The following is an 18206-nucleotide window of genomic DNA, read 5'->3' on the forward strand; positions in this document are numbered from 1 at the left end:
ATTCCCATGACGGCCAGCGCGATACGTCTGCGGCGAGCCACCCTCTTAATTGGGGACGAGCGGCGAAATCTTACAACAAGCTGAATTTCTATTCGGTAGCGCGGGGCAGGAATAAGGGAAAACGACCATCCGGGTCGAACAAGGTCTTCACTCGCCCATCCAGCCGCACGGTCGCCAGCCCCGGGGTTTCGGGCGCGGGGCCGGTCTCGTTCCAGGCCGGAGCATCCGTCAGCGTCACGCTTTGCACCCACGCCAGCGTGCCGCCATGCCCGAGCAGCAGATGCGCCAGGTTGACGGTGGCCGGGGCCAGGGGTTTCAGTGCATCCAGGCGGTAGCGGCCCAGCCAGTGATAGCCATCGTGCGTGGCGAAAGCATCGCCGCCCGAAGCCAGCTGGAACAGCGCGGGCACCAGGCTTTGCACGGTGGCCGAGCGCAGGGGCTGCACGTCGGCCTCGCCGAAGGGGCCAAGCGTTTCTTCGATGCCATCTGCCAGCATCACGTCCACCGCCAGCACGCCCGAGGCCGCACACTGCCCGGCAGGCCAAGGCGCGGGCGCCGCCAGCCATTCGGCAAGGGTCATGGCGCCCGGAAAATCCGCGAATTGCCGCAACCCGGCTTGGGCCAAGGCAGCCAGCGGCACGCCTGGCTGGGCCCGCCAGCGCGGCTCACCCGCCAACCGGGCCAGCCCGGTCAATGCGGAAGGGTCGATGCGCAGCCGCGGGCGGGCAGACAGCGCATACGGCCCGGTTGCCCCTTCCAGCGTCATCACAATGCGGTACTCCGCGCACAGCGTGCGCGCATGCGCGACATCAGCGTCGCGCGTCGGCGTCAGAATGGCTTGCGCCCCGCCGGGGCCGTCTTCGCCCAGGTCTTGAACCTGCCCTTGGCAAAGCAGCTTCAGACGCTGCATGAAGGCTGCCCACGGAGTCTGGGCAGGCCGCCGGCCTAGCAGGAAGGCGCGCCGGGATGGCTGCATGACTACAATTCCTTTTTCGCTACAAGACGCTTTCGAGAATCCAATGCCCCGCTTAGCTACTCGCACTCATGATTTTCTGACCTTTCACGCGGTCGAACTCTTCAAGCAAGCGCAAGCGCTGCAAGCGGCGGGCAAGGACATTATCAGCCTGGGCATTGGCGAACCGGACTTTACCGCGCCCCCTCAAGTGGTGGAAGCGCTGGAGCGCGCCGCACGCGCCGGGCTCAGCGGCTACAGCCCGCCCGCAGGTATTACGCCATTGCGCGAAGCCATTGCGCAGTTCTACCACGACCAGTTCGGCGCCAAGATCAATCCGGCCCGCGTCATCGTCACCGCCGGCGCGTCGGGCGCGTTGACGCTGGCCTGCGCGGCGCTGGTCAATAGCGGCGGCGAAGTCCTGATGCCGGACCCGGCCTACCCTGCCAACAGCAACTTCGTGCTGGCTGCAGGCGGCGTGCCGCGCCTGATTCCAAGTTCGGCCGAGAAGCGCTTCCAGCTGTCGGCCCAGGACGTGGCTCAGCACTGGACGCCTGCCACGCAAGGCGTCATGGTGGCCTCGCCCAGCAACCCCACTGGCACCAGCATCGCCCACGACGAGCTGGCCGAGTTGTTGGCGCAAGTGCGCGCCCGCGACGGCTTCGCCATCGTCGACGAAATTTATCTGGGCCTGTCTTATGACGGCCAGCCGCGCTCGGCCCTGACGCTGGACGATGACATCATCGTCATCAACAGCTTCTCGAAGTACTTCCACATGACGGGCTGGCGCCTGGGCTGGATGATCGTGCCTGAAGACATGGTGGCGCCGGTAGAAAAGATTGCCGCCAGCCTGGCCATCTGCGCGCCCACGCTGGCGCAGCACGCCGCGCTGGCGTGCTTTACTGAACAGGCCATGAAAACGTTTGAGCACCGCCGCGAAGCCTTCAAGCAGCGCCGCGATTACCTGCTGCCCGAATTCGAGCGCCTGGGCATCCAGGTGCCGGTCAAGCCGGACGGCGCGTTCTATATCTACGCCGACATCAGCAACCAGGGCATGGACAGCAACACGTTCTCGCAGCGCCTGCTGCTGGAAGCGGGCGTGGCGGCCGTGCCGGGCGTGGACTTCGGCCCCGCCCACGGCGCGCACACCATGCGCTTTTCGTATGCCACCGGCCTGGACCGCCTGGAAGAGGCGGTGGCGCGAATCGGTAAATTCCTGGGTCGTTGACCCCCAAAGCACAAGGCGCGCTCCAATGGAGCGCGCCTTGCGGGCTTGCAGGCAGGCGTGGCGACGTGCCGGTTTCCGGACTTAATCCCGAGCCAGTGCAATACCCGAGGCCAGCGCCAGGCGCCGGCGTTCAGCCTGCACCTTTGCGCCATAGCCGTTGTCGTCTGGCCCGGTGGAACCCACGTAGCAGGCCAGGCCGCCATCGACGGACCCGCGCCGGTTGATACAGTCGCGCAAGATCGTGGCCCCGACACCAATATTGGCGATCGGGTCCAGCGCCGTCTTGCCGACCGCGTCGAACTTCTCCTGGTGCACGCTGGTCATGACCTGCATCAGGCCCTGCGCGCCCACATGGCTTTCGGCCAGCGGGTTGTAGCGGGACTCGATGGCGATCACCGCCAGCACCAGCAAGGGGTCCAGCTGCTTTTCGCGGCTGACCTTATACACAGTGTTCAACAGCGGACCGGTGGCGTCATAGGCCACCTTGTACTTGCGCGAGATATAGTTGCGCAATGCTTCGGCTTGCGGACCGGTCGCCACCAAGGCGGGCTTCTTCGGTACGGGCGGCGCGACGCGAGCCGGCCCCAGCATGCCGGTGGCATTGCTGGCGGGAGCGGTTGGAACGGCCATGGCAATCGCCGACGCAGTGTCGGAACCCAACTCGGAGCCGACATCGGATTCGGTGCCGGATTGCATGGATGAAGGCGCTAGGGCGGTCAACAAGGCTTTGTGCACTTGCAATGCCTGATCGCGCAAACCAGGCAGGGCAAATCCCATGCTTACCGTCACAATCACCGCGATGCCCAGATAGACTGAGCAGATACGCAAGGACTCGGCAAGATATTCGTGCACTCCTTGGGCCATATTCCTGAACAGGTTGGCCACTGACGCATCGGGCATAAAAACCTCCTGCGTGAAAAAGAGGGAGTCAATGTTAACCTCTCTTTCTCCGTAAAATGTAACCAAATCGCTGGGATCTGTAGTGAAATACCGCGACCTTAGAGACTTCCTCGCCCAACTTGAACGCATGGGCGACCTCAAACGCATCGGCGCGCCGGTGTCCACCCGGCTGGAAATGACGGAAATTTCCGACCGTGTGCTGCGCGCCGAAGGCCCCGCCCTGCTGTTCGAAAAAGCCCAGCACGACGGCAAGCCGGCCGAGATGCCTGTGCTTACGAATCTGTTCGGAACGCCGTCGCGCGTGGCCCGCGGCATGGGCGCCGACAACGTCAGCGCGCTGCGCGACATCGGCGAGCTGCTGGCATCGCTGCGCGAACCCGAAGCGCCCAAAGGCCTGCGCGATGCGCTGGCCAAGGTGTCGATGCTGAAGGCCGCCTTGTGGGACATGAGCCCCAAGAACGTCAAAAGCCCGGCCTGCCAGGAAGTGGTCTGGGAAGGCAAGGACGTGGACCTGACCCGCCTGCCCATTCAAACCTGCTGGCCCGGCGACGTGGCGCCGCTTCTGACGTGGGGCCTGGTGATTACGCGCGGCCCTAACGCCAAGCGCCAAAACCTGGGCATCTACCGCCAGCAATTGCTGGGGCCGAACAAGCTGATCATGCGCTGGCTGTCGCACCGCGGCGGCGCGCTGGACTTCCGGGACCACGCCCTGGCCAACCCGGGCACGCCGTTTCCCATCGCCGTTGCGCTGGGCGCTGACCCGGCCACCACCTTGGGCGCCGTCACCCCCGTACCCGACAGCCTGTCCGAATACCAGTTCGCCGGTCTGCTGCGCGGTTCGCGCACCGAGGTGGCGCAGGCGCTAGGCAGCAATTTGTCGGTGCCGGCCTGGGCAGAAATCGTGCTGGAAGGCCATCTGCTGCCGTCTTCCGACCCGCGCGCCATCAAGCCCGTGGTGCCGGAAGGCGTGAACCCGCCGCCCAACAGCGACTACGAAATGGCGCTGGAAGGCCCCTACGGCGACCACACCGGCTACTACAACGAGCAAGATTGGTTTCCCGTCTTCACGGTCGAGCGGATCACGATGCGGCGCAATCCCATCTATCACTCCACCTACACCGGCAAACCGCCCGACGAGCCCGCCGTGCTGGGCGTGGCGCTGAACGAAGTGTTCGTGCCGCTGCTGCGCCGTCAGTTGCCGGAAATCGTGGATTTCTACCTGCCGCCCGAAGGGTGCAGCTACCGCCTGGCAGTAGTGTCGATCCGCAAGCAGTACGCGGGTCACGCCAAGCGCGTCATGTTTGGCCTGTGGAGCATCCTGCGCCAGTTCATGTACACCAAGTTCATCGTGGTGGTGGACGAAGACATCAACCCGCGCGACTGGAAGGAAGTGGTGTGGGCGATGACCACCCGCATGGACCCGGTGCGCGACACGCTGCTGGTGGAAAACACGCCGATCGACTACCTGGACTTTGCATCCCCGGTCTCCGGCCTGGGCGGCAAGATGGGCCTGGACGCCACCAACAAATGGCCGGGCGAAACGAATCGCGAATGGGGTACCCCCATCACGATGGACGCCGACGTCAAGAAACGCGTGGACGACATCTGGGGCCAATTGGGCCTGTAAGCCCGCTCAAGTCACCACAAAGAAAAAACCCCGTCCGTAACGCGTTACGGACGGGGTTTTTTATTGGCAAGGCGGGCTGCGAGACGACGATTACTACGAGCCGTCCCGCGAGCTTTGCCAGAGCTTGTACAACTGCCAGCCGACCAATGCGCCCCCGGCAATCTTGAGCACCTTGGACCGGTTGCCGCCACGCATGAACAACGTGGACAACGACGAGCTGACCAGCGGATAACGGCGCGCCATCGTGATGGCCTGCAATGCCCAGCGCGAGGCCCCGCCTGCCGCCAACCGAGGCAGCAAGCCCCGGATGATGGATGCGGGTTCCAGCTTGTGGCCCGTCGACACGATATTCTGCGCCAGCGATTCGCGCTCGATGGCTGCGCGCGCGCGCAGCAATTCGATACGCACGGCGCGATCAACGATAGGAGACCTTTTCGACATGGTTCAGTCCTCCTCGCGTCGGCGCGTGGGCGGGGGATCGTCGTCTTGCGCATCGCGGATGCGTTCCAGCAATTCCGCATCACGGCCCAGTTCTTCGAGCGTGGCCGCGAAAGGCGGCGCGCCGTAGACCAAGCCGTGCCGCACCACCAGCAACAAGGCCACGCCGACAATGCCGTAGAAGGCAGCCAGCAGGCCCAGGGCCAGATAGCGGTCTTCTGTGGGCCAGAACAGCACGGCGACAGTCACCGTGAACACCAGCACCGCCAACGTCAAGAAGAGCAACGCGGCAAATGCCATGCCCAACAGTTTGAGCAAGCGCGATTTTTCGTCGGCGGCTTCCAGCGCCAGCAACTCGAGGCGCGTGCGTACCAACCCGACCAGGCTGGACGCGACTCCGAAAACAGATTTTCGTAGACCCATGGCATGAAGGACACCGGGCGGGCAGCGCGGCAAGATGCCGGCGCGGCCCGCCCGGACGTCCAAGCCTTATCAGCGGCGGCTGATCAGCAAGCCGAGCAGCAGGCCGGTCACGCCTGCGATCCCGATGGCTTGCCAGGGATTGTCGTGCACGTAGTCGTCGGTGGCGCGAGCGGCTTTGCGGCCACGCTCCAGCACGGCGTCTTGGGCTTCGTATAGGGCTTCGCGCGTGCGCTTAAGCGAGGTCATGGCGCGGTCACGCAGTTCGTTTGCCTTTTCGCCGGTGGTGCCGGCCGCTTCGCGCAGCAGGTTTTCGGCGTCATTCAAACTGGTCTTGACACTGTCGATGAGTTTTTCTTTTGCGACTTCTTCGGATTTTCTCGTGGCCATTTTTTGAGCTCCTGTTGTGTGTCTATGACGAAAACATCATACCAGCCGCCATGCCCGCAGCATGGCCCGCTTGATACTGTGTGCTACTTGATCTGCGTAATTTCAACGGCTGACTTTACACCGCCTTGATCAATGTCTTGCTTCATCACCAGGTTCACCGCGGGGCAATACCAATCGGTGACGGTCGTGTTCATGCCGGGGATCGGAATGGTCAAACCTTGGAAGGTCGCCATCGTGGGGTCCGAGTTGCGCGTATACGTGATGGGATGGCACGACTGGTTGCCCAGCGCCGTGTTCACCGCCTTCTTCTGGCCCACCGATTTTTCGCCGATGCGCACCGTTGTGCTGGGCTGGCCGCCCACTGGCGCTTCCTTGCCGATCTTCAAACGGAACGACGAGCCGGGCAGTTTTTGTCCCGGGTTGAGCTTGCCGTCGTACGCGAACAAACCCAGCATGCGCAAATCAAACTGGCCTTCGGAAGGTTGCGGGGCTTCGCCCGCATTGGCGTAGCGCAAAAAGGTGGCTTGGCCGCCCTTTACCGTCATCAAATAATCCAGCTTGGACTTGCCCGGCGGCAGGCCTGCATAGCTGAACGTGGCGACGCCTTGCACGCGTGCGCGGCAGTTGTCGCCATTGCTTTTTGTAACCTCGGCGAAGGTCAGGTCAGCGCCCAAGGACAAGTTGCCCGAGCCGGTCAGTTGCACCGCGCCGCCGTCATGCATGAACTGCGCATCGCAAACGCCGGCCTGCGCCGACGCGGCCGCGCCCAGCGCGCCCGCCGCCAAAATCAGGGATGCCATTTTTCGCATCGTCACATGCCACTCCATATATCCGGAAAGCGCCGCCCGCCCGAGCGAACGGCGGTTTGATACTACACCGGTTAAACCGGGCGGCGTATGTCGGAACGTGTCCGAAACGCGCGTTCACATAGCGCCCCCGTCAAATAAGTTCTGGAAATATGGATTCATGAAATCAAAAGTTGTGGGGATGTAAACCCGTCCCTATCATCGGGTGATATTTTGCCGGGGACACCCGAGGCGGCTAAGAGATGAAGCTTTTCCCGATTTTTGCCGATCTGAAAAATCGGCGGGTGCTGGTGGTGGGCGGCGGCGCGGTGGCGGAGCGCAAGACGCTTGCCCTGCTGGAAGCCGCCGCAGATGTCGTTGTGGGCGCGCCGGAACTCACGCCTGCGCTGACGGCGCTTGCCGCAGACGGCCGCATTCGCTATTTGCCCGGCCGTTTCGACCCAGCCTGGCTGGACGACGTCTGGCTGGTGGTGGCCGCCACGGACGACCGCAGCGCCAATGCCACCGTATCGGACGCGGCCAGCGCGCGCCGCATCTTTGCCAATGTGGTGGATGACCCCGAACTGTCGTCCTTTCAGGTGCCGTCCATCGTTGACCGCTCGCCCGTCATCGTGGCCATTTCATCGTCGGGCGTGGCGCCCGTGCTGGCGCGCCGCGTACGCGAGCGCATCGAATCGCTGTTCGACCACACGCTGGGCCAATTGGCCGCGCTGGCCGCCACTTACCGCAAGCGCATTCGTGCAAGCCACCCGGATCTGGGCGCGCGCCGCCGCTTCTACGACTGGCTGCTGGACGGCCCCGTCGCTGGCTTTCTGCGCCAGCAGCAACCCGCACAGGCCGAAGCCGCGTTGTCTGACGCGCTGGACACGCCCATCGCGCCTGCCGACGGCAGCGTCGTGCTGGTCGGCGCCGGCCCTGGCGACCCCGGCCTGCTGACCTTGAAAGCATTGCGCGCGCTGAACGAAGCAGACGTCATTCTGTACGACCGCCTGGTCAGCGACGACATCATGTCGCTGGCGCGCCGCGATGCCGACCGCGTGCCCGTAGGCAAGCTGCCCGGCGAAAACCACCACGCCACGCAGGCCCGCATCCACGCGCTGCTGGTGGAACATGCGCAAGCGGGCCGCCGCGTAGTGCGGCTGAAAGGCGGTGACGCGTTTATTTTTGGCCGGGGCGGCGAAGAACTGGAATATCTGCGCACGCACGGCGTGCGTTATGAAGTGGTGCCGGGCATTACCGCCGCACTAGCCTGTGCGGCCTATGCGGGCATTCCGCTCACGCACCGCGAGCACGCGCAATCGGTACGCCTGATCACGGCGCATTGCCGCGAAGATGAAGACAACCTGGATTGGCCCGCGCTGGCGCGTGAAAAGCAGACGCTGGCGTTCTATATGGGTGTGGGGCAGTTGGACCTGCTGACCCGCAGGCTGCTGAACCACGGACGCGCCGCCCAGACTCCGTTCGCGTTGATTGAAAACGGCAGCCGGCCGGAACAGCGGGTGCTGTCCGGCACGCTGGAGGCGTTACCCCGATTGGCGGCGGAACATGGAATTCATTCGCCCGCATTGTTGATTGTGGGCGAGGTCGCCGGTCTGGCGCCAAAACTCCAATGGTTTGGGCTGCATCTGGAGGGGCGGTGACCGGCTGAGGAAAAGGCCGGGGGAACGCAAGGTGACGCAACGTCACCCCGGCCCTACCTTTCAATCCGTCTTTTGCGTGGTCCCGAAAATGCGGTCGCCCGCATCACCCAGGCCCGGCATGATGTAGCCGTGTTCGTTCAAGCCGTCATCGATGGACGCCGTATAAATATGCACGTCCGGGTGCTTGGCCAGCACGGTGTCGATACCCACCGGTGCCGCCACCAGCACCAGCGCGCGGATTTCCTTGCAGCCGGCGCGCTTGAGCAGGTCGATAGCAGCAACCATGGAACCGCCCGTGGCCAGCATGGGGTCGACGATCAGCGCCAGGCGCTGGTCCAGTTCGCCCACCAGGCGTTCCAGGTACGTGTGCGCTTCCAGCGTTTCTTCGTTGCGGGCCACGCCCACCACGCTGACCTTGGCGCCCGGAATCAGGCTGAGCACGCCGTCCAGCATGCCGATGCCAGCGCGCAAAATCGGCACGACCGTGACCTTTTTGCCCGCAATTTTCTCGACTTGAACCTGGCCACACCAGCCTTCCACGGTGGTCGGCGCCAGCGGCAGATCCTTGGACGCCTCATAGGTAAGCAGCGCGCCCACTTCCTGCGACAACTCACGGAAGCTCTTCGTGCTGAGGTCTGCGCGACGCATGATCCCGAGCTTATGGCGGATCAGCGGATGGCGGATTTCGTGCACAGGCATGTGCGTAACTCTCCAGAATATTGAAATACAGGGGTTATCGCCTCGGGGGAACCAGACCGGCGCAACGCGTTTGCGTCGCCCGTTTTCGAGCCACACCCGAGGATCGTAATCGGTTTAAGAAAGTTGTGGCCTGTTGTTGCGGCCTGTTGTTGTGGTCTATTGATCGGCAAGCCAGGCGATGAGCGCGTCGTCAAACGCGCGGACAGCGCCCGCCTGCTCATGGTTGACGATGCTGACCACCACATAGCGCTTGCCGCTGGCGCCCAGCACGTACCCGGCAATCGAGCGCACGTCGCGCAGCGACCCCGTCTTCAGGTGGGCCATGCCCTGCGTGCCATCGCCTTTCAGGCGGCGGCGCACCGTGCCGTCCACCCCTGCAATGGCGAAGGACGAAATGTACTCCGGCATGACCGGCGAATTCCAGGCCACGGTCAACATCGAGGCCAGGCTGTCAGCCGACACGCGCGCATCACGCGACAGGCCCGCGCCGTTGTCGATGACCAGCTCCGGCATGTCCAGCCCCTGCTTGACCAGCAGCCCCTTGGCCACGGCCTCGCTGCTGCCCACGGTAGCGGGCCGGCGGCCGCGTTCGGCGCCCAAGGTCAACAGCAGCGTGCGCGCCATGACGTTGTTGCTGCGCTTGTTGATCTGGCGGATCACCTCGGCCAGCGTCGGCGAATCATGCGAGGCCAGCACCACGGCGTCAGCCGGCACCATGCCCGCCCGGACCTGCCCCTTGAACGTGCCGCCCAACTCCTTCCAGAGCATGCGGAAGATTTCGGTGGCGTAGTCGGGTTGCGACAACGCCAGCCGGTACAAACTGAATTCGCCGCAAGAACCCGCCACTTTGCCGCCCACGCGGATCGTCACGCCTTGTTGGGTGATGAGCGGCTCGGTCGTCACCACCGGGGGGCCGGGGCAGCGGATGTCGCTCCATTCCACGCTGCCTTCGATCTTCAGGCCGGGTAACGGCGGATCGATCAGCGGCACCCATTTATGGGCGGCGGCGTCTGGCGTGAACAGCAGGCGCAGCGCGCCGAAACCCACCATCAGGGCGTCGGGGCTGGCGTTATAGGCGCGGTCCGGGGCGCCATCGAAGGCGCCCGGGTCGGTTGCAACCTGGCCGAAGATGCTGCGGTCGATAACCAGATCGTTGATCTGCTTGACCCCGCGCAAGCGCAGTTCGCGCAGCAACGCCCACAGGTCTTGCATCAGAAATTGGGGGTCGCCGCCCGCCCGCAGATACAAGGGGCCGGCCAGCACGCCCTTGGCGTCGGGGCGCGCGCCCGGCGCCGTCATGAATTCCGTGCGCCAGACATAGTTGGGGCCAAGCTCGGACAGCGCGGCCCAGGTGGTAACCAGCTTCATCACCGAGGCCGGGTTGCGAGCCTCCTTCGCGTTCAGCGCCACCAGACGCTGCCCGCCAAGCTCTTGCACGACCAGCGACAGCGCGCTGTCGGGCAGCTTGGTGGCCTTCCAGGCGTTGACGACGTTGGGCGGCAAGCCCTGGACTTGCGCGCAGGCCGCCCCCGCGGACAGGGCCAGCAGCCCGCCGGCCAGCCATTGCTTCAGCCCGCCCACCCGCTTATTCGCTTGTCCCGTCATGCCTTGTCCACCCGGTTGCTAGTCCTGCAAACCCGAGAGCATACAAAACCTGAGACGGTTACGGGCGGCCAGGCCTGCTGGAAACCGCCCGCCCGCCCCGCACCCGGCGGTTTACTGCAAGCGCCACTTGCCGGCCGCCACCGTCGCCATGACCAGCGCCCGCTCGTCCAGCCCGTTGTGATCGGTGGGGCTCATGCTGACCACGCCCGTCGCGGTCGGCAGGTTCTTGACGTTCTCCAGGGCGTCGCGCAGCGCGGCCCGGAACTCGGGCGTGCCGGGCTTGGCCGCTTTCAGCGCGACGGGAATCGCCTGTTGCAGCAGCAGGCCCACGTCCCAGGTGTAGGCCGCGAAGAGCGACACGCTGCCCGCCCCGTTGGCGGCCTCGTACTTTTTCGCGAACGCCTGCGCCGTGGCCTTGACCGGGTTGTCAGCGGGCAGCAGGTCAGCCACCATCACCGGCCCGACCGGCACCCAGGCGCCCTCGCAGGCCGTGCCGCACACGCGCAGGAAATCGTTGTTGGCCACGCCATGGTTGAAATAGATCTTGCCCTTGAAGCCGCGTTCGCGCAGCGCCCGGGCGGGCATGGCGGCCGGCGTGCCAGACGCGCCCACCACCACGGCGTCGGGCGCCGCGCCGATCAATTTCAAGGTCTGGGCGACGGCCGAGGTGTCGGCCGGCGCGAAGCTTTCTCTGCCCACCACCTCGATCCCGTGCTTCTTGGCCGCCTTCTCGACTTCCACCCAGAAGGTCTCGCCCAGGGCGTTGTTGAATCCGATGAAGCCCAGCTTCTTCACGCCATTGGCGGCGGCGTGGCGGGCGATGCCCTCGGCCATCAGCGAATCGGAGTGTGGCGTTTTGAACACCCAGCGCCGTTTGTCGTCCACCGGGTCAATCAGCCGGGCCGACGAGGCCAGCGTGATCACGGGCGTGGCCCCGGTTGCCACCGTATCCAGCATGGCCATCGTGTTGGGCGTGGTGGTGGAACCGATGATCAGGTCCACCTTGTTCTCGGAGATCAGCTTGTGGGAATTGCTGACGGCCCGGGTGGTGTCGGAAGCGTCATCCAGGACTATGTATTCAACCTTCATGCCGCCGATTTCGGTGGGCAACAGGCTGATGGTGTTGCGTTCGGGGATGCCCAGCGACGCCTGCGGGCCGGTCGTGGACAGGGTGGCGCCAATCTTCACTTGCGCCAGCGCGGGCGAGCCGCCCGCCATCATCAAGGCCGCCAGGGCGGCGGCCATCAAGGTGCTACGAGGGGTCATGCGCGGTCTCCTTGGGTGCGCGGATGTCGTTGTAGGAACGGCGCCGATCCGCTACGGCGGTGAACGCAGTTATACGGCGGGAATGGCGCGGCGCAACCCCCTCGGAATCCCCTCTGTTCCGCCCCTATTAACCGTCCCCTTTACAATAGTCGGTTGCCCCGAGCTCGCCCGGCCGTCGCGGCCTGCGTTTTGCGCCGCCGGCCCTCACTGACAGACAGATACCCGCGTGACCCAGTCCCTGACCGTTTCCGATTTCAATTACGAGCTGCCGCCCGAGCTGATTGCGCAGACGCCCGCCGCCGAACGCACAGGCAGCCGGCTGCTGCATCTGGACGCCGCAAGCCAGCTGCACGACCGCCAATTCGCCGACCTTGCTGGCCTGCTGCGCCCGGACGACCTGCTGGTCTTCAACGACACGCGCGTGATCAAGGCGCGCCTGGCCGGGCACAAGATCACGGGCGGCAAGATCGAAGTCCTGGTCGAACGCATCACCGAACCTGACCGCGTGCTGGCCCATGTGCGCGCCAGCAAGTCGCCCGGCGCTGGCATGGTGCTGCGCCTGGCCGACGCGTTTGACGCCACGGTGCTGGGCCGCGAAGGTGAGCTTTTCGACATCCGCTTCCCTGGCCCCGTGCTGGACTTGCTGGACGCCCATGGCGCGACCCCGCTGCCGCCCTACATCACGCACGCGGCCGACGCCGGCGACGATGACCGTTATCAGACGGTCTACGCCCGCGAACCGGGCGCGGTAGCGGCGCCCACGGCCGGCCTGCACTTTGACCAGCCCACGCTCGACCGCCTGGCCGGCCTGGGCGTGGCGCGCGCTTTTGTCACGCTGCACGTCGGCGCAGGCACGTTCCAGCCGGTGCGCGTGGACAATCTGGCCGACCACATCATGCACGCCGAATGGTTCACGGTGCCGCAGGCTACCGTGGACGCCATCGCCGCCACTCGCGCCAAGGGTGGCCGCGTCATCGCCGTTGGCACCACCAGCGTGCGCGCCCTGGAGTCCGCCGCTGCACAGACCGAAGGCCGAACGGCCCCCGGCCTGCCGCTGGCTGCCGCCCAAGGCGACACCCGCTTGTTCATCACGCCCGGCTACACGTACCGTGTGGTGGACGCGCTGGTCACCAACTTCCACTTACCCCAGTCGACCCTGCTGATGCTGGTGTCGGCGCTGGCCGGCGTCGAGCCGATCCGCCGCGCCTACGCCCATGCCGTGGCCCAGCGCTACCGCTTCTTCAGCTATGGCGACGCCATGTTTATCGAGTCCCCCGCCCCATGACCGGACTGAATTTCGAACTGCTCGCCACTGACGGCGGCGCCCGCCGCGGCCGCATCACGCTGAATCACGGCGTGGTCGAGACGCCCATCTTCATGCCTGTGGGCACCTATGGCAGCGTGAAGGCCATGATGCCGCACGAGCTGAAAGAGATCGGCTCGCAGATCGTGCTGGGCAACACGTTCCACCTGTGGCTGCGCCCGGGCACGGAAATCATGGAGAAGCACGGCGGCCTGCACGGCTTCATGCAGTGGGACAAGCCCATCCTGACCGACTCGGGCGGCTTCCAGGTGTTCAGCCTGCAAGGCATGCGCAAGATCACCGAGGAAGGCGTGAAGTTCGCCTCCCCGATCGACGGCGCGCGCCTGTTCCTGACGCCCGAAGAATCCATGCGCATCCAGCGTTCGCTGAATTCGGACATCGTCATGGTGTTCGACGAATGCACGCCTTACGAAATGGACGGCCGCCCGGCCACGGTGGAAGAAGCTGCCCGCTCGATGCGCATGTCGTTGCGCTGGGCGCGCCGCTCGCGCGACGAATTCGACCGCCTGGGCAACCCGAACGCGCTCTTTGGCATCGTCCAGGGCGGCATGTACGAATCGCTGCGCGATGAATCGCTGGCGGGCCTGCAAGACATCGGTTTCCACGGTTACGCCATCGGCGGCCTGTCGGTGGGCGAACCCAAAGAAGACATGATGCGCATCCTGGCGCACGTGACGCCCAAGCTGCCGGAGCAAGCCCCCCGCTACCTGATGGGTGTGGGCACGCCGGAAGACCTGGTCGAAGGCGTGAGCCGCGGCGTAGACATGTTCGACTGCGTCATGCCCACCCGCAACGCGCGCAACGGCTGGCTGTTCACCCGCTTTGGCGACGTCAAGATCCGCAACGCCAAGTACCGCGACGACACCCGCCCGCTGGACCCCAGCTGCTCATGCCACACCTGCGGGAATTTTTCGCGCGCTTATCTGCATCATTTGCAGCGGGCCAACGAGATCACCGGCGCGCGCCTGAACACGCTGCACAATCTGCATTTCTATCTGACTATCATGAAGGAAATGCGCGAAGCGATCGCCGCCGGGCGTTTCGACGCATGGCGCGCGCAGTTCGCCGCCGACCGGGCGCGCGGCATCGAATAAACCGGCCTTTTTCCAGGGAGGCCTTTTCTATCGGGAATTCGCCCCCATAGATTCGGTTCCCTCCCTAGTGAAAGGCTGGCAATAAGATAGATACAATAGTCGGCTTGCCCTATCCATGGCTCGCGCGGGGATGGGCGCATAACAAGACAGCTAAGAGGTTTGACGCTGACCCACGGTTACACAGAGAACCCGGGCATCGCCAGCCGTAGCAACAAACAACCCAAACAGACTTAAACGCAGGAGAATTCAATGTCCGTTATCGATACCGCAAGCCTCGTCGTGGCTCAAGCCGCCGCCCCTGAAGGTAATGCGTTGATGGGCATGTTGCCCATCGTCCTGATGTTCGTGATCCTCTATTTCCTGATGATCCGTCCCCAGATGAAGCGTCAGAAAGAGCACCGTAACCTGATCGCCGCCCTGGCCAAGGGTGACGAAGTGGTCACCGCCGGCGGCATGCTCGGCAAGGTCACCAAGGTCAACGACAGCTACGTGACCGTTGAAGTCTCCGAGCTGGCCGACAAGCCCGTCGAAGTGATCATGCAGAAGTCGTCGGTTTCGACCGTGCTTCCTAAAGGAACCATCAAGGCCCTTTAAGCGTCTAATAGAGCCCCATCGGGCTCTTAATTACGTTTGATGGGACCCACCGCCGCCCGCCGCGTTCATCGCCCGGGCGGCCCTTTTATCACCCTGACATGAAGTAGCCGGCAATGAACCGCTATCCCCTCTGGAAGTACATTACGGTCCTGATCGCGGTCATCATTGGCCTGCTGTACACGCTTCCCAATTTCTACGGCGAATCCCCTGCCGTCCAGGTGTCCAGCGCCAAAGCCACCATCAAGGTCGACGCGGCCATGCTGAGCCGGGTCGATCAGATCCTGACGGACGCCAAAATCCCCAACGAAGGGGTGTTCTACGAACAGAACGGCACGCTCGGCACCGTGCGCGCCCGCTTCTCCTCGACCGACCTGCAATTGCAGGCGCGCGATCTCATCGACAAATCCCTGAATACCGTCGCAGGCGACCCGCATTACACCGTGGCGCTGAACCTGCTGCCCGCCTCGCCCGCCTGGATGCGCGCGATGGGCTGGTTCGCCCCCAAGCCCATGTACCTGGGCCTGGACTTGCGCGGTGGCGTGCACTTCCTGCTGCAAGTCGACATGCAGGGCGCGCTCACCGCCCGCTACGACTCGCTGTCGGCCGACGTGCGCTCGGTGCTGCGTGACCAGAAGGTCAACGTCGCCAGCGTCGAACGCTCCGGCATGGGTGTGGCCGCCACGTTCGCCAACAACGACGACCGCGACCGCGCCATCTCGACGCTGCGCACCCGCCTGCCCGACCTGGAATTCACCGAGCGCGAAGAAGGCGGCAAGCCGCTGCTGATGGGCGCCCTGAACCCGGCCGCCGTCCAGCGCGTGCAAGACTCGGCGCTCAAGCAGAACATCAACACCCTGCACAACCGGATCAACGAACTGGGCGTGGCCGAACCGGTCATCCAGCAACAAGGTTCGGACCGCATCGTGGTGCAACTGCCCGGCGTGCAAGACGTGGCCAAGGCCAAGGAATTGCTGGGCCGCACCGCCACGCTGGAAATCCGCATGGTTGACGACACCCCCACCGCGCAAGCCGCGCTGATGGGCGGCACCGTGCCGTTCGGCCTGGAACGCTACAACGACCGCGACGGCCGTCCGATTCTGGTTCGCCGCCAGGTCGTCCTGACGGGTGAAAACCTGCAAGACGCCCAGCCCGGCCGCGATTCGCAAACCCAGCAAGCCGCCGTCCACCTGACGCTGGATTCCAAGGGCGCCCGCATCTTCCGCGACGTCACCCGCGACAACATCGGCAAGCGCATGGCCATCCTGCTGTTTGAAAACGGCAAGGGTGAAGTGGTCACGGCGCCGGTCATCCGCAGCGAAATCGCGGGCGGCCAAGTGCAGATCTCGGGCAGCATGAGCTCCGAAGAAGCTGCCGACACCGCGCTGCTGCTGCGCGCCGGCGCGCTGGCCGCACCGATGTCCATCATCGAAGAACGCACCATCGGCCCGAGCCTGGGCGCCGACAACATCTCGAAGGGCTTCCATTCGACGCTGTACGGTTTCCTGGCCATCGCTGCCTTCATCATCCTGTACTACCACTTGTTCGGCGTGTTCTCCACCGTCGGCCTGACGCTGAACGTGCTGTTGCTGCTGGCGCTGTTGTCCATGCTGCAAGCCACGCTCACGCTGCCCGGCATTGCCGCTATCGCGCTGACGCTCGGTATGGCCATTGACTCGAACGTGCTGATCAACGAGCGGATACGGGAAGAATTGCGCGCGGGGGCTTCTCCGCAGCAGGCCATTCACCAAGGTTTCGAACGCGCCTGGGGCACCATTCTTGACTCCAACCTCACGACGCTCATCGTCGGTCTGGCGCTCTTGGCCTTCGGTTCGGGTCCGATCCGCGGCTTCGCGGTGGTGCACTGCCTGGGCATCCTGACCTCGATGTTCTCGTCGGTGGTGGGTGTGCGCGCGCTGGCCAATCTGTACTACGGCCGCAAGAAGAAGCTCACCACGATTTCCATCGGCGAAGTCTGGAAACCGAAGGCTAACTGACAATAAGGCGGGCGGCGCAAGCCGCCCTCCACAGAAAAGAACCGAAGGCGAAAAATGGAATTTTTCCGTATTCACCGCACCATCCCGTTCATGCGCCACGCGTTGGTGCTGAACATCATCAGTCTCGTCACGTTCGTCCTGGCGGTCTTCTTCATCCTCACGCGCGGCTTCCACCTGTCGATCGAATTCACCGGCGGCACGGTCATGGAAGTCAACTACGCCCAGACGGCGCAGTTGGAAAACGTGCGGGGCGTGGTGTCCAAGCTGGGCTACACAGACTTCCAGGTGCAGAACTTCGGCACCTCGCACGACGTCATGATCCGCCTGCCGCTGCAGGAAGGCCAAACGTCGGCGACCCAAAGCGAAACCGTCATGGCCGCGCTGAAGACGGCCGACTCCGGCGTCGAACTGCGCCGCGTGGAATTCGTGGGCCCGCAAGTCGGCCAGGAGCTGCTGCACAACGGCTTGATGGCGCTGCTGGTCGTGGTCATCGGCATCATGGTGTACCTGGGCTTCCGCTTTGAATGGAAGTTCGCCGTCGCCGGCGTGATCGCCAACCTGCACGACGTGGTGATCATCCTGGGCTTCTTCGCCTTCTTCCAGTGGGAATTCTCGCTGTCGGTGCTGGCGGGCGTGCTGGCAGTGCTGGGCTACTCCGTGAACGAATCCGTGGTCATCATGGATCGTATCCGCGAGAACTTCCGCAAGTACCGCAAGGCGGACGTGCAGGAAGTCATCAACAGCGCCATCACGCAAACCATCTCGCGGACCATCATCACCCACGGTTCGACGCAGATGATGGTGCTGGCCATGCTGTTCTTCGGCGGCCCCACCCTGCACTACTTCGCCATGGCCCTCACCATCGGCATCTGGTTCGGCATCTACTCGTCGGTGTTCGTCGCCGCCGCGCTGGCCATGTGGATGGGCGTGAAACGCGAAGACCTGATCAAGCCGGTCAAGAAGGAAGGCGAGGAAGGCGAAGTCGCCTGATCCCCAGCTAACTTAGGCTTCAGACAAAAACCCGTCGCTTGTGCGACGGGTTTTTTGTTTTCTGCTTGCTTTGATTCCTGGCCCTGCACACCTCGGTCTCTACGAATAGCCGCACGGGGCCGATGCGTCTACCTTTGCCGTTCTCGCCGCAAGGCGTATTGAAATATATCGGCAATCGGACGCGGCGGGCATCATCGTCACGGCCTGATTCGCACTGTACCGATGGCATGCCTGCGGGT

Annotated in this window: 17 protein-coding genes; 8 read left to right on the forward strand and 9 right to left on the reverse strand. The window is 64.2% G+C overall.

Annotated elements, in window-relative coordinates; translation table 11 throughout:
* Window positions 1–88: 88 nt before the first annotated feature.
* A complete protein-coding gene (locus AC1DB0_RS17435) occupies window positions 89–976 on the reverse strand; it encodes an FAD-binding protein (RefSeq protein ID WP_476757998.1) in 888 nt (295 codons plus the stop codon).
* 43 nt (window positions 977–1019) lie between these two features.
* Between AC1DB0_RS17435 and AC1DB0_RS17440 the strand changes: the two genes are divergently transcribed.
* Window positions 1020–2180: a pyridoxal phosphate-dependent aminotransferase gene (locus AC1DB0_RS17440; protein WP_175171411.1), complete on the forward strand. Its 1161-nt coding sequence runs from the start codon at window positions 1020–1022 to the stop codon at window positions 2178–2180.
* 81 nt (window positions 2181–2261) lie between these two features.
* Here the strand turns inward: AC1DB0_RS17440 and AC1DB0_RS17445 are convergent, their stop codons facing one another.
* Complete coding sequence (locus AC1DB0_RS17445; protein ID WP_054422551.1) at window positions 2262–3080, reverse strand: lytic transglycosylase domain-containing protein; 819 nt, start codon at window positions 3078–3080, stop codon at window positions 2262–2264.
* An 82-nt stretch (window positions 3081–3162) separates the two neighbouring features.
* On the opposite strand from AC1DB0_RS17445, the gene ubiD reads away from it, so the two are divergent.
* Window positions 3163–4707 (forward strand): 4-hydroxy-3-polyprenylbenzoate decarboxylase, encoded by a 1545-nt coding sequence (ubiD, locus tag AC1DB0_RS17450; protein WP_175171410.1) that lies wholly within the window; start codon window positions 3163–3165, stop codon window positions 4705–4707.
* A gap of 93 nt (window positions 4708–4800) precedes the next feature.
* On the opposite strand, the gene AC1DB0_RS17455 is transcribed toward ubiD, so the two are convergent.
* The 4 genes from AC1DB0_RS17455 to AC1DB0_RS17470 all read right to left on the reverse strand — a co-directional run bounded on the left by AC1DB0_RS17455 (window position 4801) and on the right by AC1DB0_RS17470 (window position 6764).
* Window positions 4801–5148: a hypothetical protein gene (locus AC1DB0_RS17455; protein ID WP_175171409.1), complete on the reverse strand. Its 348-nt coding sequence runs from the start codon at window positions 5146–5148 to the stop codon at window positions 4801–4803.
* A gap of 3 nt (window positions 5149–5151) precedes the next feature.
* A complete protein-coding gene (locus tag AC1DB0_RS17460) occupies window positions 5152–5568 on the reverse strand; it encodes a phage holin family protein (RefSeq protein WP_054423290.1) in 417 nt (138 codons plus the stop codon).
* Between the two features lie 69 nt (window positions 5569–5637).
* A complete protein-coding gene (locus tag AC1DB0_RS17465) occupies window positions 5638–5955 on the reverse strand; it encodes an ElaB/YgaM/YqjD family protein (RefSeq protein WP_006221213.1) in 318 nt (105 codons plus the stop codon).
* A gap of 83 nt (window positions 5956–6038) precedes the next feature.
* Window positions 6039–6764 carry a hypothetical protein gene (locus AC1DB0_RS17470; protein ID WP_082387012.1) on the reverse strand — a complete coding sequence of 242 codons (726 nt, stop codon included), beginning with the start codon at window positions 6762–6764 and terminating at the stop codon, window positions 6039–6041.
* A 239-nt stretch (window positions 6765–7003) separates the two neighbouring features.
* Here AC1DB0_RS17470 and cysG point away from each other — a divergent pair, with 239 nt between their 5' ends.
* Entirely contained in the window at window positions 7004–8401 is a 1398-nt protein-coding gene (gene cysG / locus AC1DB0_RS17475; RefSeq protein WP_476757997.1) for a siroheme synthase CysG, read from the forward strand.
* A 60-nt stretch (window positions 8402–8461) separates the two neighbouring features.
* Here the strand turns inward: cysG and upp are convergent, their stop codons facing one another.
* The 3 genes from upp to AC1DB0_RS17490 all read right to left on the reverse strand — a co-directional run bounded on the left by upp (window position 8462) and on the right by AC1DB0_RS17490 (window position 11971).
* Complete coding sequence (gene upp, locus AC1DB0_RS17480) at window positions 8462–9100, reverse strand: uracil phosphoribosyltransferase (RefSeq protein WP_054422556.1); 639 nt, start codon at window positions 9098–9100, stop codon at window positions 8462–8464.
* Between the two features lie 156 nt (window positions 9101–9256).
* Window positions 9257–10705: a D-alanyl-D-alanine carboxypeptidase/D-alanyl-D-alanine endopeptidase gene (gene dacB, locus AC1DB0_RS17485; protein ID WP_054422557.1), complete on the reverse strand. Its 1449-nt coding sequence runs from the start codon at window positions 10703–10705 to the stop codon at window positions 9257–9259.
* Window positions 10706–10816: 111 nt separating this feature from the next.
* Window positions 10817–11971 (reverse strand): ABC transporter substrate-binding protein, encoded by a 1155-nt coding sequence (locus AC1DB0_RS17490; RefSeq protein WP_476757996.1) that lies wholly within the window; start codon window positions 11969–11971, stop codon window positions 10817–10819.
* Window positions 11972–12197: 226 nt separating this feature from the next.
* Between AC1DB0_RS17490 and queA the strand changes: the two genes are divergently transcribed.
* The 5 genes from queA to secF all read left to right on the forward strand — a co-directional run bounded on the left by queA (window position 12198) and on the right by secF (window position 17967).
* Window positions 12198–13256, forward strand: a complete 1059-nt coding sequence (queA, locus tag AC1DB0_RS17495) for a tRNA preQ1(34) S-adenosylmethionine ribosyltransferase-isomerase QueA (protein ID WP_476757995.1) — start codon at window positions 12198–12200, stop codon at window positions 13254–13256.
* Window positions 13253–14389 (forward strand): tRNA guanosine(34) transglycosylase Tgt, encoded by a 1137-nt coding sequence (tgt, locus tag AC1DB0_RS17500; RefSeq protein WP_476758712.1) that lies wholly within the window; start codon window positions 13253–13255, stop codon window positions 14387–14389. Before queA ends, tgt begins: the two co-directional genes overlap by 4 nt.
* Before the next feature lie 249 nt (window positions 14390–14638).
* The gene (gene yajC, locus AC1DB0_RS17505) at window positions 14639–14983 is read left to right on the forward strand and encodes a preprotein translocase subunit YajC (protein ID WP_006221220.1); all 345 of its coding nucleotides are present in this window, start codon (window positions 14639–14641) and stop codon (window positions 14981–14983) included.
* A 113-nt stretch (window positions 14984–15096) separates the two neighbouring features.
* The gene (gene secD / locus AC1DB0_RS17510) at window positions 15097–16977 is read left to right on the forward strand and encodes a protein translocase subunit SecD (RefSeq protein ID WP_054422561.1); all 1881 of its coding nucleotides are present in this window, start codon (window positions 15097–15099) and stop codon (window positions 16975–16977) included.
* A 54-nt stretch (window positions 16978–17031) separates the two neighbouring features.
* Window positions 17032–17967, forward strand: a complete 936-nt coding sequence (gene secF / locus AC1DB0_RS17515; RefSeq protein ID WP_054422562.1) for a protein translocase subunit SecF — start codon at window positions 17032–17034, stop codon at window positions 17965–17967.
* Window positions 17968–18206: the final 239 nt, after the last annotated feature.

This window comes from Achromobacter sp. 10T422 (genome assembly GCF_056394065.1).